The sequence below is a fragment of the Rhodococcus sp. RS1C4 genome (assembly GCF_002258225.1).
GTDB lineage: Bacteria > Actinomycetota > Actinomycetes > Mycobacteriales > Mycobacteriaceae > Rhodococcoides > Rhodococcoides fascians_E.
The window spans coordinates 244,563-263,277 of sequence record NZ_NOXZ01000031.1; the positions used below are offsets into that span (position 1 = coordinate 244,563).

An 18,715-nucleotide genomic window follows, 5' to 3' on the forward strand; every position below is an offset into this window, starting at 1 on the left:
TCGGTCGAGTCTAGGTGCGTTCCGTCGGCTGGGAGCGACGCAGGAGGACCACCGTGTCGGTGCGCTCGGCGGGTGTGCCGTCCGGGTCGATTCCGGGACGGGCGCGGTCCTCGGCGACGACCGTCGTCCACTGGTCCTCGTCGAAGAGGGCAGTGATGGTGTCGACGTCGAACAGCATCTGCGCGTGCTGGTGGTGCGACGCGAGGTGGTCGTTGGGGCTGTGCCCGACGATCAGCAGGTGCCCGCCGGGGGCCACCGCGGTACCGAAACGCTGGAACGCGGGGCCGACCTGATGGGGAGGCAGTTGGAAGAAGTGCGCAGTGACGAGGTCGTACCGTTCCTCGGGCTCCCACGTCAGCAAATCGCGGTGCAGCCACGTGATGGTGCGGTCGCCTTGTGTCTCTCGGGCGCGCTCGATGGCAACCGCCGAGATGTCGGCGCCGGTCGTCGTCCACCCGTTGTCGGCCAGCCAGCGTGCGTCGCCGCCCTCGCCACTGCCGATGTCGAGCGCAGTTCCCGGGATGAGCTCGGAGGCCTCGGTGATCAGGACTGGGTTGGCGTTCCCGCTCCAGCGCTGCGCCTGCTCGGTGTAGAGATTGTCCCAGAAGGCCTGATCGAACACGGGCTCGTCATGTGTGTGCATGGGTCCAGGATGCAAGGCTTCTTACCGATTCGCAACACTGTTTGCTGTTTCGGCAAGACTTTGTCGATCGGCCTACGCTTCGTGCATGACAGACGGAGGACGCGAAGTCCTGACCTGGGAGACGTTCGGAACCGCATCTCGTGAGCTGACGCGGTCGATTGTGGACAGCGGGTTCGAGCCCGAAATCGTGATTGCGATCGCTCGCGGCGGTTTGATCCCTGCAGGCGCCATCGCGTACGCGATGGGAATCAAGGCTGCGGGCACGCTGAACGTGGAGTTCTACTCCGACGTCGAGGAGACGCTGCCGGATCCGGTGGTTCTGGAGCCGCTGCTCGACACCGACGCCATCGTCGGCAAGCGGTTGCTCGTGGTCGACGACGTCGCGGATTCCGGTCGCACACTCGCACTCGTCGTCGAGCTGCTGAAGAAACACACGGACGAGGTGAAGTCGGCGGTCATCTATACCAAGCCGCAGTCGATCATCGCACCGGATTTCTCCTGGCGCGAGACGGAGCTGTGGATCAATTTTCCGTGGAGTACTTTGCCCGTCATCACCCCCACGTGAGTGGAAATGTTTGCCCCAGCAAACATTTCCACTCACATCGGGCATGGACGCGCAACCTCAGGGCATACTCGGGTCATGGATTCCAGCGGATTGCTCTCGGAACTGGTGACACAGCGAACCGTCTCGGGTGACCCGGCGCCGCAACGCCTCTCGATGGAGGTGATCGTGTCGGTGATCCGGTCCGCGGGAGTCGCGACAACAGTCGAAGGCGACCCCGACGGACCGCATCCATGGATCCTGATCACCAACGAGGCCCCGCCGGGTACGCCGCGCTTGATGTTCGCGTGCCACGTCGACACGGTTCCTGCGGGCGATCCATGCAACTGGGAGTTCGACCCCTTCGCCGCATCGATCGAGAGCGGTCTGATGCTCGGCAGGGGGGCCTCGGACATGAAGGCGGGTCTTGTTGCAGCAACTGCCGCGGTGATCGATGCACTGCAGCGAGGCACCCCGATCGCGTTGTTGCTGACGAGCGACGAGGAGATCGGATCGCTGGGGGCGAGGGCGTCGCGGCATGCCGTTGCCGAGTGCACCGTCGGCGCCGTCGTAGTACCCGAGGCGACGGCGAATGTCGTTCACCTCGGCCATCGAGGGGCGCTCTGGCTCGACATCGGCACCAAAGGTATTGCGGCGCATGGGAGTACGCCGTCGAAGGGTGAGAGTGCGATCATGAAGTTGGTCGACGTTCTCTCGCGCGCGCGGACCGAGCTCCCGCTTGGATCCGATGCGTTCTTGGGGGAGGAGACCTTCAACGTCGGCACGATCGACGGCGGATCAGCGCCCAACATCGTCCCGGACGCCGCGCATGTGGTCGTCGACCATCGCACTGTGGGTAACGGCTCGGAACTTGTGTCGTGGTGGCGAAGTCAGCCGGAGGTCGACTCGGTCTCGGCGCGGATCGATCTCCCTGGAGTAGTGACGTCGCCCGACGCGCCGTGGGTTCGAGACATGTCCTCGACGATCGCGGGCACGCCGGTCACCTACTTCACGGACGCGTCGATTCTGGCCGAAGCCGCGCCGGGAGCCCCGATCGTCGTCTGGGGTCCCGGAACGCCGGCGTTGATGCACGCCGCGAACGAAAGCGCATCCCTCGCGGAAGTGGACGGAGCGATCGAGGCCTACACGTCCGCCGTCCGTGCCTGGCCCACGGTCGACTGACGAACGATCAGCTCCGGCTTCAACGCGATGTGGGCGGTGCCGGCGTTGTCGGAATTCATGGCTTGGTCCAACAACCGCGCGGCCTCGACCGCGATCCGTTCCTGAGGTTGACGAATTGTGGTGAGCGGCGGATTGCTCAGTGCCGAGAACGGAATGTCGTCGAATCCGGTGACAAGCACATCGCCGGGAACCGATAGGCCAAGGCTCTGGCACGACTGCAGCACACCGAGCGCGATGAGATCGTCGGCGCACACCACTGCGTCGGGCTTGACGTTCTCGTTCAACATCTTTCGAGACGATTCGCGTCCCCATTCGATCGAGTAGTCGCCCAGCAAGGTCCATTCGTCCCTGGTCTCGATCCCGACCCGCTTGGCATGCCGGAAAAATCCAGCCCGCCTGAGTTCGGTCGAAGAATTGGTCAACTCCGAGCTGATGAACGCAGCGCTACGAACCCCGTGTGAGGAAAGATGCTCCATCACCAGGGACTGTGCGGCGTCGTCGTCGACGCCGACCCAGTCGGTGTGCGTATCGAGGGCGAAGCGGTCGAGTTGTACTACGGGTAACGAACGGGCGCTGGTGCGCACTGCTCTGGCTGACCGTTCTCCGTGGCACGGGCTGATGATGATGCCGTCGACCTGCCGAGACACGAGACTGCGTAACCGTTTCGCCTCGACGTCGGGGTCGGAGCGCGAGTCGCACAGGAACAGCTGCAGACCTCGCTGCGAGAGAACGTGCTCGACGTTGACCACCAGCGACGTGAAGAACGGGTTCGCGATGCTGGGGACGACCATCCCGACGGTGTCGGTCCGGCTTCTTCGTAGCGAACTTGCGATGATGTTGCCCGAGTAGCCGAGATCGTCGGCCGCCTGGCGGATCGTCTTCGCCAACTCGTCCGAGACCGGTCGCGAGCCGGAGAGAGCGCGCGACACCGTCGCGGTCGACACTCCTGCGCGATCGGCTACATCGCGGATGGTCGCCTTGCGCATTCTTCTCCTACAACTCTTCGGTGAGCCCCGAGATTATCGAACCGACCGGGTGCTTGGTGTCGAAGTAACACAATAGAGGTAATCGTTTACATAAACGACTCGCGAATTCCTTGACACAACCCGGTGGACATCGCATACGGTGCATGTACGCAAGGCAATCGATTACATCCCGAGGTCTTCGGGTCGCCTGTTCTCTGGACTCTAGGAGTATTTCGTGACCGCTTCACCGCTGGGAGTGTTCCCGGCCAAGCCGTCGGCGCTGGCCGAGATGTTCGACGGCAATCCCTCGCTCATCGGAGCGATCCACCTGCCTGCGTTGCCGGGTAGCCCCCACTACACGGGACAGCCCGTTGCCGAGATTGCTGCATTCGCGGTCGAGGAAGCGCACGCCTACATCGACAACGGGTTCGACGGTGTCATTGTCGAGAACCATTGGGACATACCGTTCCTCAAGCCCGGCGAGCACGGCTACGAGACGGCTGCAAGCATGGGTGTGGTCACCGCAGCCGTCGTCGCCGATTTCGGCAAGCGGGTGGGAGTCAGCATCCTGTCCAATGCGGGTGAGTGCGGAGTCGCTGCCGCGTGGGCAGCGGGCGCCAGTTTCGTACGCGTCAATCAGTGGGCCAATGCGTACGTCGCGAACGAAGGATTCATCGAAGGCCAGGCCGCGAAGACCACGCGCTTCCGTCACCGGATCGGCGCCGACCCCATCCGCATCTTCGCCGACGTTCACGTCAAGCACGGTGCGCACGCGATCGTCGCTGACCGCACCATTGCCGAGCAGACGGAGGACGCCGAGTTCTTCGATGCCGACGTGTTGATCGCCACCGGATCTCGCACCGGAGACGCAGCGTCGGTGGACGAAGTGTCCGTCATCAAGAGCAACACCGTTCTTCCGGTCATCATCGGCTCGGGCATCACGGCCGGCAACGTTGCATCGCTGATGAAGGAATGCGACGGAGCGATCATCGCGTCGTCGGTGAAGGAGAACAGTCGTTGGTGGGGGCGCGTCGCGGCCGAGAAGGTGCGCGCAGTGTCGCGCGCAGCAGGTAAATGACGCAATGATCGTATTCTTCGGCTACGCCAACAACGATGTCACGGTCCATGTTCCGCACGTACCGGTTCTCGGCGAACGCGTACAAGCCACGTCCATCTCGATGATCGACGGCGGTATGAACGCCAATGCAGCCGTCTCCGCTGCGCGGATGGGGGCACAGGTGGCCTTCGCCGGTGCTGTGGGCCCGGACACTCGATCTGCCGAGTTCCTCGCGCATCTCGAACTCGACGGCGTCGACACCAGCTGGTCACCGCGTGATGCGTTTCTCTCCACTGCGGTCGTGCTCATCGCCGACGGCGGGGACCGTTCGATCATCAGCCAGGACGATCCCAACGACGGAACGCGCATCGGCGAACTGCTGGGCAGAATGGAGAATGCGGGCGGCGGGCGATTGTTCGTCGACGGTTACCGCGCAGCCATCCTGCCCGATCGGCTTCCCGAGAACGTGAGCCTGGCAATCGATCTCGATGGATGCGAGGACAGGGCCGCAGCTCTGCGAGCCTTTGCTCTCGCCGATCACGTCATCGTCGGACGACCCCTCTGGGAAGAAGTATTCGGCATCGAATCCGAACACTGGTCGACGCTGACCGCAGAGCACGGCACCACACTCGTCGTCACCGACGGCGAGCGCGGATGGACGCTCGTCACCGAAGACGGCGACACCACGCACGAGCCCGCAGTGACGGTGGAGGTCATCGACGCCGTCGGCGCAGGCGACTGCTTCTGCGGGACGTACATCGCCTTCGTCGACGCAGGGAGAACACCACTGGAGGCTGCTCGCCTTGCCGGTGCATCCGCTGCGATGGCGTGCGCGACCGCAGGCCCACGCGGATGCCCGAGTCTCACCGAACTGACCCGATTCACCGAATCGCTCACTACCCTCGATCTTCAGGAGATCTAAATGATGAAACGCGCTCTTCCCCTCGCCATCGGTGCCGTCGTCGCGCTGACCCTCGCGGGATGCGACTCGGCCGCGCCCAGCGATTCCGCCTCGGGCGGTGACGCGGCGGCATCCGCCATTCCTGGCCCGTCGCGGGTCGCCGAGACGTGCGAAGGCAAAACCGGGACGCTCAAGGTAGGCCTGGTCACGATCAACCTGCAGGCGCTGTTTTTCAACCAGATCAACAGCGCAGCACAGAAAGTCGCCGACGACGCGGGCGTCGATCTGCAGATCATCAGCGGCAACGACGACTCCGTCACACAGGCCAACGCGTTCGACAACCTGATTGCATCGAACGTCGACGCAATCATCGTGGCAGCCATCGACACCGACGGAATCAAACCGTCGATCTCCAAAGCAGCCGCCGCAGGCATTCCGGTGGTCGCCGTCGACGCAGTGGTCGACGACCCGGGCGTCTCGACGCAGGTCGGCACCGCGAACGAGCAGGGCGGCATTCAGATCGGTGAGACGTTGACCGAGCTGTCCGGTGGTACCGGCACGGTCGGCATCGTCGGCGCGCTCAACAGCACCATCCAGCTCGAGCGCCAGAAAGGCTTCACCGACACCGTGTCCGCGTCGGGAATGACGGTAGGCACGGTGGTCGACGGTCGAAACATCCAGGAAAACGCCCAGACCGCCGCGGAGAACCTGCTGACGGGTAACCCCGACATGGAGTACGTCTACGCAACCGGCGAACCGGCGCTGATCGGACTCGTCGCAGCAGTGAACAGCCAAAGCGCCCAGGACCGAGTCCAGGCCGTCGGATGGGACCTCTCGGATCAGGCTGTCAGCGCGCTGAACGCAGGCTGGCTGAAGGGCGTCGTGCAGCAGAACACGTTCGATTTCGGATACGAGTCGATGAACGCCGCGATCGACCTCGGTTGCGGTCGAACCGCACCCGCCGACATCCCGGTCCCGACTCAGATCGTCACCCCGGACAACGTCGACGACTACCTCTACTACCTGGAGAAGTAAGTGATGGGATCTCCGAATACCGACGCGGCTCCTCTCATCGAGCTCTCCGGAATCACCAAATCGTACGGTCCGGTCAAATCCCTTCGCGGAGTCGATCTTCGGCTCGGCGAGGGTGAAGTGCTCGGGGTCGTCGGAGACAACGGCGCCGGCAAGTCGACGCTCATGAAAATCCTTGCCGGCGCCGTCCAACACGATGGCGGCGACATGCGCGTCAACGGCGAGCCCGTGCGGTTCTCGACGCCACTCGATGCGCAACAGAAGAAGATCGGGATCGTCTACCAGGATTTGGCGCTGTGCGACACGCTGGATGTCGCGAGCAACCTCTTCCTCGGTCGCGAACCCAGGAAAGGGCCGTTCCTCGATCGGCACGGAATGCACGAGAAAGCGGCGCAGATTCTCGCGGACCTGCACGTCAAGGTGAAGTCGACCTACCAGGAAATCGGGCAACTCTCCGGCGGTCAACGCCAGACTGTCGCCATCGCACGAGCGGTGTCGTTCAAGCCGGACGTCCTGATTCTCGATGAACCGACCGCGGCCCTCGCCGTCGCCGAGGTCGAGTCCGTTCTGAAACTGATCACCGACGTCGCTGCCCAGGGAGTAGGCGTCATTCTCGTGACTCACCGACTGCAGGACCTGTTCCGGGTCTGCGACCGCATCACTGTCATGTACGAGGGCGAGAGCGTCGACGACGTACCGATCGAGGATCTGAACATCGAATCGCTCGTCGGACTGATCACCCGCACGCCCGTCCCGGCTCGTACAGCGGCCACACCTGGAGTTGCGTCATGATCACACTCGACAAGAATGCACAGCCGTCGGTACGGAAACTTGCGGCTCGCCCCACGTTCTGGCAGGCGACGAACAAGCCGACTGTGGCGATGTTGGCTGTGACGGTCGCTGTGGCGCTGGTGTTCTCGGTGACCACCTCGTCGTTCTTGACCTTCACCAACATCTCGAACCTTGCGACTCAGATCGCACCGGTTCTGATCATTGCGGTCGCGATGACATTCGTGATCACTACGGGGCAGATCGATCTGTCGGTCGGCGCAACGGTCGCGTTCGTGGCGGCGATGAGCGCCGAGTTGATCCAAGCGGGCGTCGACTCCTCCGTCGTGTTCGTCGCTGCCCCGTTGATGGGCGCGGCGTGGGGGCTCGTCAACGGGTGGCTCGCGGCCTACCAAGGTATTCCGCCGTTCATCGTCACCCTGGCGACGCTGTCGATCATCCGCGGTATCGCGCTCTACCGCACCGAGGGGTTCTCGGTACCGATCCCGCCGCAGACATCCTTTGCGAAATTGGGCACCGCGTCGTGGCTCGGGTTCTCGGCAAGTGCGTGGATCGCATTGGTCGTTGTGATCATCGGTGCGATAGCTCTGAACAGAACTCGATTCGGACGCTACGTCACCGGAATCGGTTCCAATGTCGAGTCGGTACGCCGATCCGGAGTCAACACCCGCCGCGTCCTGATGATGACCTTGGTGTTCACCGGCCTCGCGGCAGGAATCGCTGGTCTGCTGATCGCTGCCCGTCTCGGCTCGGGGTCGGCGAACTCCGCCAACGGTTTCGAGTTGACCGTCATCACCGCTGTCGTGCTCGGAGGTACCAACCTGTTCGGTGGCCGAGGCACGGTGATCGGCACGGTGATCGGTGCGGTGCTGACGGGCATCATCGCCAACGGACTCACGCTGCTCGGAGTCAGTCCGTTCCTGACGCCGATCATCACCGGAATCGTTCTGTTGGCTGCGATCTGGATCAACATGCGCGGCCACTCGCTTGCGCAACTGTGGAAGCACTTGCAGAGCGCGCCGGGCCGAACATGATCGTCTCCACCGTCACCGGTCCGATCGACTCGTCCGAGTTGGGGTTGGTCCTGCCGCACGAACACCTTCACAACGACGCATCGGTGGCCTACTCGGAATCCGAGGATCCGGTCGTCGCACGTGTTCTGGCGGGACCGGTCCGTGCCGCGGATGCATGGTTGTTGCACGACAACCCATATCACAGCCTCGACAACTGTGGTGTGGACGACGCCGCCGCCGTGCTCGACGAACTACGCGTCTTCGCCGAGCACGGGGGCACGACGGTCATCGATCTGACGCCCCCTGGAATCGGCCGTCGACCGGACATTCTCGCGGAGTTCTCGCATACGTCAGGAGTCCGTGTCGTCATGGGCTCCGGGTGGTACCTGGAGGCGACGCACCCACCCGAGGTCGAGAAGCTCGGCGTCGACATGCTCGCTGCAACGCTGATCGACGAGTTCGGTGCGGGTGGGGGCCCGAGACCGGGAGTCATCGGGGAGATCGGGGTGTCGCCGGCGTTCACACCCGCCGAAGCCAAGTCCCTCCGGGCCGCATGTGTGGCGCAACGAGAGGTGAATGTGCCTCTGTTCGTTCATCTGCCAGGCTGGAAGCGGTTCGGCCACAATGTGATAGACATCGTCGTCGACGAGATGGGCGTGGCGCCGCATTCCGTGGTGCTGTGTCATATGGATCCGTCGGGATCCGATCCCGATTATCAGTGTTCCCTGGCCGACCGTGGTGTCTTTCTCGAGTTCGACATGATCGGCATGCCGTTCGAATTCCCGGGTGAGGGGCAGTCGCCACACCCGGCGGAGACTGCCCTTGCCGTCGCCGGCCTCGTAGGTGGTGGCTACGGAGGCCAGCTGCTGCTCAGTCACGACTTGTTTCTGAAGTCGATGCTGCGCAAGCACGGCGGAAACGGATTGTCCTACGTACCTGTCTCTTTCGCCGCACGGCTCGTGCGCGGCGGAATGGACCCATTGCAGGTGTCCTCGCTCATGCGAGACAACCCGAGGTCGCTCTTCGAGCAGGCCGGAAAAGGATAGAGAAGCTACATGGGTAAGAAAGTTCTGATCGCAGGCGAAAGCTGGATGACCACGTCCACCCACGTCAAGGGCGTCGACGAGTTCACTGTCCATTCCTACGTCGAGGGCGTTGGTCCATTGAAGGATGCGTTGGTCTCCCGTGGGCACGACGTCGTGCACATGCCTGCACACCTTGTTCCGACTCGGTTCCCCGGCACGCGTGAGGCCCTGTCCGAGTACGACGTCGTCGTACTGTCGGACATCGGAGCGAACTCGATCCAGCTTGCGCCCGGGGTGTTCGACAGGTTTCAGGCTGGTGAAGACCGTCTTGTCGCACTTCGTGATTGGGTATTCGACGGTGGTGCCCTGATGATGATCGGTGGGTACCTCTCGTTCTCGGGATTCCAAGCACGCGGAGCTTTCCGTCAGACCGCTCTCGCGGACGCATTGCCGGTGACGATGTTGCCGGAGGACGATCGCGTCGAGACCCCCAGTGGGATGACCCCCGATGTTGTGGATTCGTCGCACCCGGCGCTCGGGGGTAGCGGACGTCAGTGGCCGGTGTTGCTGGGATACAACCGGGTGGTGGCGAAGGACGGTACCTCGGTGCCTGCGACCATCGACGGAGATCCGCTCGTCGTGGCGGGCGAGTACGGTTCCGGACGCTCCGTCGTCTTCACCTCGGATTGCTCGCCGCATTGGGCGCCTCCGGAGTTCTGCGAACAGTGGGCGGGATACACCGACCTGTTCGACGGCTTGATCACGTGGGTGGCAGGGGAATGAGTCGATCCGTCGATCTGGTCGATCGGCAGAGGGACAACCTCGCACAATCGAGGTGCGTCGAGTTCATCGTTCGATCGATCGACGGCAGCTTGTCGGATGCCGGCTTCCGCAAGTATCTGGTCATCGAGGAAGCATTCGTTTTGACAGCGGTCCAGATTTTAGGGTTGGTCGTCTCGGAGTCCGAATCGCTCGACGACGCCTTCGATCACGTTGTGTCGCTATCGAATCTCGTGGGTGAGCAGCGTCGGTACTTTGCCGACTTGCGCAGCGAGTTCCCGTACGACGGTGATGTCGGGGCACTGGTGATGCGTTCGTCCGCGCTGACGACGTATGCCCTGGGGCTGGCGCGCGAGCACGGTCGCACGGCGGCGCTGGTGGGGATGTTCGCCGCCGAGACCCTGTATCTCTCGTGGTGCCGTGAGGCGATGGCTGTCGACGTTACCCGTGAACCCGCACTTGCCCACTGGATCGCAATGCATACCGAACCGGCCTTCGTTGGTCAGGTGGAGGCCCTGGCGGTCGAGGTCGACGCCATTCCGGAGAACATCACGGACGACACTCTCGACACCTGGTTCTCGGGCATGTTGTCCGCCGAGGATTCGTTCCACCAGGCAGCAGGCGGCTGAGAGCGTCCCCCCTGGTGAGTGGAAATGTAGGCCCTGTCCTATATTTCCACTCACATAGGGTCAGAGGTCTATCAGCACCTTTCCGACGGTGCCGTTTTCCACGGCATCGTGGGCAGCTGCGGTGTCTGCCAGGGAGAAGCGGTGCAGAGGTAGGCCCGCGTCCTCACCCACCTCGAGGACGCCGGCTGCAGCAGCGGCTGTGACGTCTTCTTCGGCGGCTTTCAGCGCGTAGGCACCGACGGTGTAGAGCAGCACGAACTGGTAGCGGGCGTTGGTCACCATGTTCGGCCGAATGTCGAGGGTGAAGCTGTCGCCGCCGTTGTTGGCGTATATCGCGATCGATGCGCGGTTCGCGGCGACGGCGGCGTTCAACTCCGCGTTCTGCGCGGGCGCGACCTCGACGATCAGGTCCACTCCTTTCGGTGCGATCGCGCGGATTTCGGAGGCGGCGTCGCCGATCTTGTAGTTGACGACGTGGTGGGCTCCCGCGGCTGTCGCGAGGGCGGCCTTCTCGGGTCCGCTGACGGTGGTCACGACGGTTGCTCCTGCCCATCGGGCCAGCTGGATCGCCGCGTGCCCGACGGCTCCGGCGCCACCGGCCACGAGGACCGTCTTGCCGTCGAGGGCGGAGGGGTGCAGTCGTGTCGGTCCGTCCTCGGAGACCGTCAGGGCGCGGTGAGCGGTCATCGCGGGTACGCCGAGGGATGCGCCGACGTCGAAGGAGACGTTCTCGGGTAACCGGACGACGTGGTCGGCGGACACGACGGTGTACTCCTGGGCGGTGCCGGAGGGGCGTTGGTACTGGGAAAGATAGAGCCAGACGCGGTCGCCGTTGGCGAGGCCTTCCACTCCCGGTCCGGTGGCGTCGACGGTGCCTGCGCCATCCTGGTTGGGGGAGACCTCGTCGAAGGCGAGTTCGCCGGTCGCGCCGCTTCGGTTCTTCCAGTCGGTGGGGTTGACGCCGGAGACGGCGACCTTGACGCGCACTTCGCCTGGTCCTGGTTCAGGGATGTCGCGGTCCTCGAGGGTGAGTACGGATGAGTCGCCGGTCCGGGTGTACCTGATTGCCTTCATGCTCGGTGCAACGGGCGCACGGGTGATGGAAATTCCGGTGACAGAATTCATCGTGGGGTATGCATGAGATGTGCCGACGAAAGGATGCTCGTGAATCACGCCGAAGTACTGGTGGACGCTTTCGAACGTGTCAAGGGTGTCGTGCACGATACCCTCGACGACATCCCGGAGCAGGCCCTGACGTTCCGCGCCGACTCCGAGGCCAACACGGTTGCGTGGTTGATCTGGCATCTGACGCGTGTGCAGGACGATCACATCGCCGGGGTGGCGGGTTCCGAGCAGGTGTGGACCGCCGATGGCTGGAGTGACCGGTTCGCGCTGCCGTTCGACGACGATACGATCGGTTACGGGCAGTCGTCCGACGACGTCGCAGCGGTGGCGAGCAGTGCTGATCTGCTGCGCGATTACCACGACGCCGTCCACGCGAAAACTGTTGCTTACGTGCAGTCTCTGGGTGCCGAAGATCTGGATCGGGTGGTCGACGACAATTGGGATCCGCCGGTGACCCTCGGTGTTCGCCTCGTTTCGGTCGTCTCCGACGATCTTCAGCACGCAGGCCAGGCTGCCTACGTTCGGGGGCTCGCGGAAAGAGCGTGATCGACAGCAGGTTTCGGAAATCCGAGGGACAGGACGAATCCGACGGCGAGTAGTCCTGCGCAGGCGAGCAGGGCGAGGCTGTATCCGTGTACGAGGTCGGCGGGCTGGGAGCTGGTTGTCGCTCCGGCTGCGACCGACACCAGCACGGCGAGACCGATGGATCCACCGATCTGACGCGACGTGCTGAGCAGTCCGGACGCCATTCCGACCTCGTCGGGCGGTAGGTCGGCGGTCGCGATGTTGGACAGTGGCATGAAGCTGAGTCCGACGCCGACGCTCAACAGGATGGATGGACCGAGCAGTGTCGCAACGAAATTGCCCTCGACGTCCATCAGCGAGAACCAGAACAGTCCGGCGGATGCCAGGGCGGTGCCGACGGCCAGGAGCGGCTTGGCGCCGATGCGGCTGAGCAGTGCGGTGGAGACGACGATCGCGAACACGAGGCCGACGCAGAACGGTAGGAACGCGATGCCGGTGCGGGTAGGGGAGTAGCCGAGTCCGCGTTGTAGGTACAGAGATACGAAGTAGAAGCCACTGAACTGTGCTGCGCACAGGACGCACATGATGATGTTCGCCATGGCGATGCGTGGTCGACGCAGGGTGGCGAAGCGGACGAGGGGCTCGGTGGCGCGCGTCTCCGCGAGGACGAAAGCGACGAGAAGCAGGACGCTCGCGCCGAACCCGAGAAGCACGTACGCGTCCGTCCATCCGCGCGACTCGGTCTGAATCACGGTGTAGGCCAACAGCACTATGGCTCCGGTGGCCAGTACGGCACCTGGAACGTCCAGGCTGCCCACGCGCTCGTCGGTGTGGTGCGGCATCCCGATGTAGGCGGCGATGCCTGCGATGACGGCGAACGGCACTGCCGAGAACATCACGAGCCGCCAGTCGACGGCGTCGGTCAGCAGTCCGCTGAGAACCACGCCGATGGCGCCGCCTCCGGCGGATGCCATGGCGCCGATTCCGAAGGCCTTGGCGCGTTGCTTGCCGGTCGGGAACGCCGAACTCAACGCGGCCAGGCCTGCGGGGGCGATCAGTGCTGCGCCGAGGCCCTGTACGGCACGTGCGGCAACGAGCATCCAGGGCTGGGTGGCCAGCGCGCCGAGCACGCTCACCACTCCGAAGACGGTGAATCCGGCGAGTAGCACCGCGCGGGTGCCGACGACGTCGCACAGTCGCCCGCCGAGCAGCAGCAGCCCGCCGAATGCGAGGGCGTAGGCGTTGACGACCCAGGACAGGTCGGCGTCGCTGAATCCGAGCGAGGACTGGATGTCGGGAAGCGCGACGTTCATGACGGACATGTCGAAGGCGACAAGGAACTGGGCGAGGGCAGCCGAGGTCAGAATCAGACCCGGACTAAATATACGGTCTCTCATAATTAATTAGGATTACCTGATTCGGTTTCGGATGGCAACACCGTCGACTCGTGGTTCACTGAAACGGTGAGCACACGCACCCCGCGCCTCGGGCGTCCCCCGACGGTCTCTCGCGAGCAGATCGTCGCCGCGGCGAAGGCTCAGCTCGACGCCGGCGGTATCGACGGATTCAGCATGCGGTCCCTTGCAGCCGACGTCGGCGTCTCACCCATGGCGATCTATCGGCACGTCGGTGATCGTGAGCAGCTTCTGTCCCTCGTGCTCGACGAGGTGTCCGAGTCGTTCCCGTCGATAGATCTGCCGCAGGAACCGCGTCGGCGAATCGTGGTGCTCATCGGAGACGTGTTCGACGTGCTGGTCGCCGATCGCTGGATCGCCGACGTGTTGCGCACCGGCAACAGGGGCGGCGCGGGCGCATTGTGGCTGGTGGATCGAATGCTCGGTGCGGCTGGGGAACTCGGTCTCACCCCGGGGGAGTCGATGGTGATGTACCGAGGGTTGTGGAACTACACTCTCGGCGCCGTGTTGAACCTGGCGTCGGCGCAGCCTCGTGCTGCCGACGATCCGTCGCCGATGACGGTGCGCGTGCAGCAGATCGGGGCCGCCGAGCTCCCGCATCTCGTTGCTGCGTCCGGGATCGACCTGCAGTCGAGCGCCAAGGATCTCTACATGCAGGGCATCGAGTTTCTCCTCGACGGCTACTTGCGGGCGAAGTGAGTTCGCAGGTTCTGCAACGTCTTCCGGATGTTACGACGCTGGAACTCGGGGAAGGTCTTGCCGCTCGTGACAATCTTGTCGAACACGAATGCAACTGCGTCGGGCCATTTTCGACGATCGTCGGTCCAGGTTTCGGTGACTTTCGTTCCCTGAGGCGTGGGCTCGAAATCGTATCGCCACGTCGCGTTCGCGCCCTTCAGGCGAGGAGATTTCACGCCGATCGCGAAGACTCGAAACTCGAACGTCTTCCCGGGGTCGGCGACGGTCACCGTCGAGCGTGTCACCCACTGCGCCCGGCCCCGCTTGTTGCGGCCGTCGAATTGCATTCCCACGTAGGCGGAGTCGCGCGGGTCGAGCACGACGGCGCCGAGGTTCTCGGGACTCCACGATCCCATGTGTGTGGGGTCGCTGATCGCGTCGTACAGTTCCTCGGCGGTGGCGTCGACGACGATGCTGTCGGAGACGGTGAATTCGCGCGTCATGACGACGTTCCCTTTCGAAGGCCCGGATGGCTGCGGGCGAGGACGGGTACCAGCAGTGTTCGCGGCGTGACTGCCGCGAAGATCGATGCGACGCGGTTGATCAGTCCTGGGATCGCCACCATCTGCCCCTTGGCCATTCCGTCGACGGCGGTCTTCGCGACGGCATCCGCAGACACCCACATGACGGGCGGCAACGCTGCTTCGGCGTCTTCCTTGGCGAATCCGGCGGCTTCGCCGAAACCGGTGTCGACGGGGCCGGGGCACAACGCCGTCGCGGTGACACCGGTCCCTTTCAGTTCGCCGCTCAGGCTCTGGGTGTAGGAGAGCACGAAGGCTTTGCAGGCGCCGTATCCGGCCTGTCCGGGAAGCGGCTGGAACGCTGCGGTGGAGGCGACGTTGAGCACGGCCCCGCGTCGCCGAGCGGTCATTCCGGGGAGGAAACGACTGCACAGGTCGGCGACGGACGCGACGTCGACCTCGATCATGTTCAGCTCGGCGTCGGGATCCGAGGCGGCTACGGGGCCGAGGGTGGACAGGCCCGCGTTGTTGACGAGGATGTCCGGGACGAGCCCGAGGTGCTCGATCCGCTGCAGCAGGTCAGCCCGGTCGGACCTGACCGACAGATCGGCAGGAAGAACCTCCACGCGGACCCGAGCGCTCAGTTCGTCCGCCAGCTCCCGTAACTTCTCCGCCCGTCTCGCGACGAGGGTGACGCCGTGGCCCCGCGAGGCGAGTTCGCGTGCGATGGCTTCGCCGATGCCCGACGAGGCGCCGGTGACGACGGCAGTGCGGTCCGGAGCGGGACGGGGAAGGCTCATGTGCACCACCGTAGCGTCTGTGAACTTTCATTCGATTTGAAAACTTGAGATAGGTTAGCCTATGGTCAATTGATGATCATCGCCTCTCGCCGGCGCGCTGCGGCGCTGTCCGGACTCGTTGCTACAGCGTTGGTTCTCGCTGGGTGTGGGTCGACCGAACCCGCCGACTCGGACACCTCGGGCGATTTCGCCGCCGTCACGATCGATTCCGCGCTCGGCCAAGCCGTCATCACCGAGAAACCGGAACGCATCGTGACGCTCGGCATGGGATCGGCCGAGACGGCGATCGCACTGGGCACCGTTCCCGTCGGAGTCGAGGAATATCCGTGGGGAAGTGACGATTCCGGGTATCTGCCCTGGATCGACGAGGCGCTGGACGACGACCGGTTGCCGCAGCAGTTCACCGGCGGAACCGAGCTGAACATCGAGGCGATCCTCGCACTCGACCCGGATCTGATCCTGGCGCCGTGGTCGGGAATCACGCAGCAGCAGTTCGACGCACTCAACGGCTTCGCTCCCGTGGTCGCGTACGAGGAGCAGCCGTGGACCATCACCTGGGAAGACCAGATCTCCGTGATCGGCAAGGCCATGGGTGAGCAGGAGCGCGCGGCGGAGGAGATCGACAAGATCAAGAGCCGGTTCGCCGACGCCACCGCCTCGCATCCGGAGTACGAGGACGTCTCGTTCTCCTACATCTACAACACCGGCCCCGGCACGCTCGGTGTGTTCCTCGCGGAGGAGCAGCGGGTCGCGATGGTCCGTGCACTCGGACTCCAGGTCGATCCCGTGGTCTACACCCTCGACGAGACCGAGGGCACCGATTCCGCGGTCATCGGGCTCGAGAACGCCAACCTGTTGAACGATTCGGATCTGATCTACACGTTCTACTCGGACGCGCAGAACCGCAGCGACACCGAAGCGCAGCCGGCGTACAACCAGATCCCCGCGGTGAATCGCGGATCGGTCGTGGCGCCCACCGAGCAGCCGTTCGTCACGGGCTCCTCGATCATCAACCCCCTGACCGTTCCGTGGGCGCTCGAGCGATACGTCCCGATGATCGACGAGGCCATCGCGAAGCTGCCCGCTCGGGGTTGACCGAGCTAGGAATCCCGTTCTTCCTTGAACCGATTCCACTCGCTGCGCAGCATCCGGTTGTCGATGATCCACCCCATGTAGTCACGCATGTTGAGCACACGGAGATACGCCGGCCCGCTCGGGTCGGCGTATTTCAGTGCTTCGGTGGCCAGTGCGCGCTGATTCTCGAGGTAGGCATGTTCGGTTTCGAGGAATCCGCCCCAGACGTCCGCGTCCATGACGTAGTAGTGCGTCCGATCCTTCGGTCGCCGAACCTGTTTGACGAATCCGCGCGTGATGAGGCGTCGGATGTAGTTCGATACCGATCCGCGTGAGGTGTTCAGAGCCTCGGCGAGTTCGGCAGCACTCACACCCGGTGTCTCGTCGATCAGCAGATACCCCATGATCCTGCCCTCGATGCGCGACGCCCCGCCGGACTGCCAGTAGTCGGCGAAGCGCTCGACGAACCACTCGGGGAATCGACCGTCGTTCATCGATGATTCTCTCGTTCCAGCACGGAACGATTGTGTCAGAATACCTCTCGCTGTGCCTCCTGCTCGAGGACCTGGTCGAGGTCGGACAACCTGTTCATCGAGGACACCTGGCGTGCGGTTCGGTGGTTGTGAGACAACCGATCTCGATGGCGGTGCACGAACGCCCAGTACCCGGCCGTGAACGGGCACGCGTCGCGCCCGAGTCGCTTCTTGGGGTTGTACTCGCATCCACCGCAGTGATCGGTCATTCGGTTCAGATAGGCGCCGCCGGATGCGTACGGTTTCGTGGCGATGAGACCGCCGTCGGCATGCTGGCTCATGCCGATGACGTTGACGGGCATGACCCACGCGAACCCGTCGACGAAGGCGGTGGCGAACCACTCGGTGAGGGCGCGAGGGTCGTAGCCGCGCTGCAGTGCGAAGTTGCCCAGGATCATCAACCTCGGGATGTGATGCACCCAGCCGCGGTCGCGGAGTTCGGACAGTGTGTGCGCCAGGCAGGCGGCGATCGGCTCGTCACCGTCGAGGTCGGTGAACCACTTCGGCAGCGGGACGTGAGCATCGAGTTCGTTCCGATCGATGTACTCGGGTCCGAAGTGCCAGTACAGATGCCACACGTACTCACGCCATCCGAGTATCTGCCGGACGAACCCCTCGACCGACGCCAGCGACGCGTCGCCGTCGCGCCAGGCCTTCTCGGCGGCCTCCGCCACGTCGATCGGCTCGAGCAATCCCATGTTCAGCGGCACCGACAACAACGAATGCGCCATCGTCCAGTCCTGCGTCATCACGGCGTCCTCGTACTTGCCGAAGTCCTGAAGTCGGTAGGACACGAAGTGCTCCAAAGCCTTTCGTGCCTCGGCTGCAGTCACCGCGAACAGTCGGGGGCCGTCGTTGCCGACGGTGTCCAGCTCCATCGCGTCCAGATCTGCGCGTACCTGCTCGTCGATGTCGTCCTCGGTCGGCCACCACGGCGGGTCGACGCCGAGCGTCGCCTGCTTCTTCGGTGGTGGCTCACGGTTCTCCTCGTCGAGATTCCAGACACCCTGCACCGGTTCGTCACCGGACATCAGGATCTCGAAGCGTCGCCTCTGATCGCGATAGAAGGTTTCCATCCGGAACTGGTGACGATTACCTGCCCACTCCGCGAAATCCGCTCGACTCAGCGCGAACATCGGCGTCGGCAACACGTCCTCGACGAGACCTTCCTGGAACAACCCGTCGACGAAGGCCTCGGCTGCGTGCGATGTCGGCTCGAAGACCACGACGGGCTTGCCGAACTGTTCGAGCGCCTCCCGATAGGTCTCGGTTCTGAGATAGGTCGCGCGGTCTCCCAGCTCGTCGGCCAGGTGCCTCATCCCGGACAGCACCAGGTGGAGCTTCTGCCGGTGGAAAGGCCGTCGTCGGAGCACGCGTGCACTCTCGATCAGCAGAACCTCGCGGTCACGGAAGTCCGGCGTGGAATGGAAATGCGGACCGAGTTGATCGCCGAACAGCCAGAGCGGGGAGTTCATGCACGGCAGAAT

At 63.9% G+C, this 18,715-nt stretch carries 21 protein-coding genes; 13 read left to right on the top strand and 8 right to left on the bottom strand.

All coding sequences use genetic code 11. The features are described 5' to 3' along the window. Positions 1-10 precede the first annotated feature (10 nt). The gene (locus CH289_RS16325; protein WP_019665312.1) at positions 11-643 is read right to left on the bottom strand and encodes a class I SAM-dependent methyltransferase; all 633 of its coding nucleotides are present in this window, start codon (positions 641-643) and stop codon (positions 11-13) included. An 85-nt stretch (positions 644-728) separates the two neighbouring features. Here CH289_RS16325 and CH289_RS16330 point away from each other — a divergent pair, with 85 nt between their 5' ends. Together CH289_RS16330 and CH289_RS16335 are read left to right on the top strand one after the other, a co-directional pair. Then, entirely contained in the window at positions 729-1,208 is a 480-nt protein-coding gene (locus CH289_RS16330; protein ID WP_019665311.1) for a phosphoribosyltransferase, read from the top strand. 75 nt (positions 1,209-1,283) lie between these two features. Beyond that, entirely contained in the window at positions 1,284-2,366 is a 1,083-nt protein-coding gene (locus CH289_RS16335) for a M20 family metallopeptidase (RefSeq protein WP_020113077.1), read from the top strand. On the opposite strand, the gene CH289_RS16340 is transcribed toward CH289_RS16335, so the two are convergent. Next, entirely contained in the window at positions 2,327-3,352 is a 1,026-nt protein-coding gene (locus tag CH289_RS16340) for a LacI family DNA-binding transcriptional regulator (protein WP_020113076.1), read from the bottom strand. The genes CH289_RS16335 and CH289_RS16340 overlap by 40 nt on opposite strands. Before the next feature lie 214 nt (positions 3,353-3,566). Between CH289_RS16340 and CH289_RS16345 the strand changes: the two genes are divergently transcribed. From CH289_RS16345 to CH289_RS16380, 8 genes are read left to right on the top strand one after another with little or no spacing between them, the layout of a single operon-like run. Further along, positions 3,567-4,409: a BtpA/SgcQ family protein gene (locus tag CH289_RS16345; protein WP_020113075.1), complete on the top strand. Its 843-nt coding sequence runs from the start codon at positions 3,567-3,569 to the stop codon at positions 4,407-4,409. A gap of 4 nt (positions 4,410-4,413) precedes the next feature. After that, a complete protein-coding gene (locus tag CH289_RS16350) occupies positions 4,414-5,310 on the top strand; it encodes a carbohydrate kinase family protein (protein ID WP_020113074.1) in 897 nt (298 codons plus the stop codon). Next, entirely contained in the window at positions 5,311-6,324 is a 1,014-nt protein-coding gene (locus tag CH289_RS16355) for a substrate-binding domain-containing protein (RefSeq protein ID WP_019665306.1), read from the top strand. Positions 6,325-6,327: 3 nt separating this feature from the next. Next, positions 6,328-7,113 carry an ATP-binding cassette domain-containing protein gene (locus CH289_RS16360; protein ID WP_019665305.1) on the top strand — a complete coding sequence of 262 codons (786 nt, stop codon included), beginning with the start codon at positions 6,328-6,330 and terminating at the stop codon, positions 7,111-7,113. After that, positions 7,110-8,144 carry an ABC transporter permease gene (locus CH289_RS16365; protein WP_019665304.1) on the top strand — a complete coding sequence of 345 codons (1,035 nt, stop codon included), beginning with the start codon at positions 7,110-7,112 and terminating at the stop codon, positions 8,142-8,144. Before CH289_RS16360 ends, CH289_RS16365 begins: the two co-directional genes overlap by 4 nt. Then, positions 8,108-9,169 (top strand): phosphotriesterase family protein, encoded by a 1,062-nt coding sequence (locus CH289_RS16370; RefSeq protein ID WP_231383916.1) that lies wholly within the window; start codon positions 8,108-8,110, stop codon positions 9,167-9,169. Before CH289_RS16365 ends, CH289_RS16370 begins: the two co-directional genes overlap by 37 nt. Before the next feature lie 9 nt (positions 9,170-9,178). After that, positions 9,179-9,931, top strand: a complete 753-nt coding sequence (locus CH289_RS16375) for a glutamine amidotransferase (RefSeq protein ID WP_094728172.1) — start codon at positions 9,179-9,181, stop codon at positions 9,929-9,931. After that, positions 9,928-10,557 (top strand): TenA family protein, encoded by a 630-nt coding sequence (locus tag CH289_RS16380; RefSeq protein ID WP_019665301.1) that lies wholly within the window; start codon positions 9,928-9,930, stop codon positions 10,555-10,557. Before CH289_RS16375 ends, CH289_RS16380 begins: the two co-directional genes overlap by 4 nt. Before the next feature lie 60 nt (positions 10,558-10,617). Here the strand turns inward: CH289_RS16380 and CH289_RS16385 are convergent, their stop codons facing one another. Then, positions 10,618-11,682: an NADPH:quinone reductase gene (locus CH289_RS16385; protein WP_094728185.1), complete on the bottom strand. Its 1,065-nt coding sequence runs from the start codon at positions 11,680-11,682 to the stop codon at positions 10,618-10,620. Between the two features lie 33 nt (positions 11,683-11,715). Here CH289_RS16385 and CH289_RS16390 point away from each other — a divergent pair, with 33 nt between their 5' ends. Then, on the top strand, positions 11,716-12,228 hold the full coding sequence (locus CH289_RS16390; protein ID WP_033188085.1) for a mycothiol transferase: 513 nt from the start codon (positions 11,716-11,718) through the stop codon (positions 12,226-12,228). On the opposite strand, the gene CH289_RS16395 is transcribed toward CH289_RS16390, so the two are convergent. Next, positions 12,198-13,604, bottom strand: coding sequence for an MFS transporter (locus tag CH289_RS16395; protein WP_094728173.1), 1,407 nt, complete (start codon positions 13,602-13,604; stop codon positions 12,198-12,200). The genes CH289_RS16390 and CH289_RS16395 overlap by 31 nt on opposite strands. 66 nt (positions 13,605-13,670) lie before the next feature. Here CH289_RS16395 and CH289_RS16400 point away from each other — a divergent pair, with 66 nt between their 5' ends. Further along, positions 13,671-14,321: a TetR/AcrR family transcriptional regulator gene (locus tag CH289_RS16400; RefSeq protein WP_019665297.1), complete on the top strand. Its 651-nt coding sequence runs from the start codon at positions 13,671-13,673 to the stop codon at positions 14,319-14,321. On the opposite strand, the gene CH289_RS16405 is transcribed toward CH289_RS16400, so the two are convergent. After that, complete coding sequence (locus tag CH289_RS16405) at positions 14,303-14,803, bottom strand: SRPBCC family protein (RefSeq protein ID WP_019665296.1); 501 nt, start codon at positions 14,801-14,803, stop codon at positions 14,303-14,305. The genes CH289_RS16400 and CH289_RS16405 overlap by 19 nt on opposite strands. Then, positions 14,800-15,621 (bottom strand): SDR family NAD(P)-dependent oxidoreductase, encoded by an 822-nt coding sequence (locus CH289_RS16410; RefSeq protein WP_019665295.1) that lies wholly within the window; start codon positions 15,619-15,621, stop codon positions 14,800-14,802. Before CH289_RS16410 ends, CH289_RS16405 begins: the two co-directional genes overlap by 4 nt. Positions 15,622-15,693: 72 nt before the next feature. Here CH289_RS16410 and CH289_RS16415 point away from each other — a divergent pair, with 72 nt between their 5' ends. Further along, positions 15,694-16,716 (top strand): iron-siderophore ABC transporter substrate-binding protein, encoded by a 1,023-nt coding sequence (locus CH289_RS16415; RefSeq protein WP_094728186.1) that lies wholly within the window; start codon positions 15,694-15,696, stop codon positions 16,714-16,716. 5 nt (positions 16,717-16,721) lie between these two features. Here the strand turns inward: CH289_RS16415 and CH289_RS16420 are convergent, their stop codons facing one another. Together CH289_RS16420 and CH289_RS16425 are read right to left on the bottom strand one after the other, a co-directional pair. After that, positions 16,722-17,189: a GbsR/MarR family transcriptional regulator gene (locus CH289_RS16420; RefSeq protein ID WP_020113066.1), complete on the bottom strand. Its 468-nt coding sequence runs from the start codon at positions 17,187-17,189 to the stop codon at positions 16,722-16,724. Between the two features lie 35 nt (positions 17,190-17,224). Then, on the bottom strand, positions 17,225-18,703 hold the full coding sequence (locus CH289_RS16425) for a cryptochrome/photolyase family protein (protein ID WP_019665292.1): 1,479 nt from the start codon (positions 18,701-18,703) through the stop codon (positions 17,225-17,227). Positions 18,704-18,715: the final 12 nt, after the last annotated feature.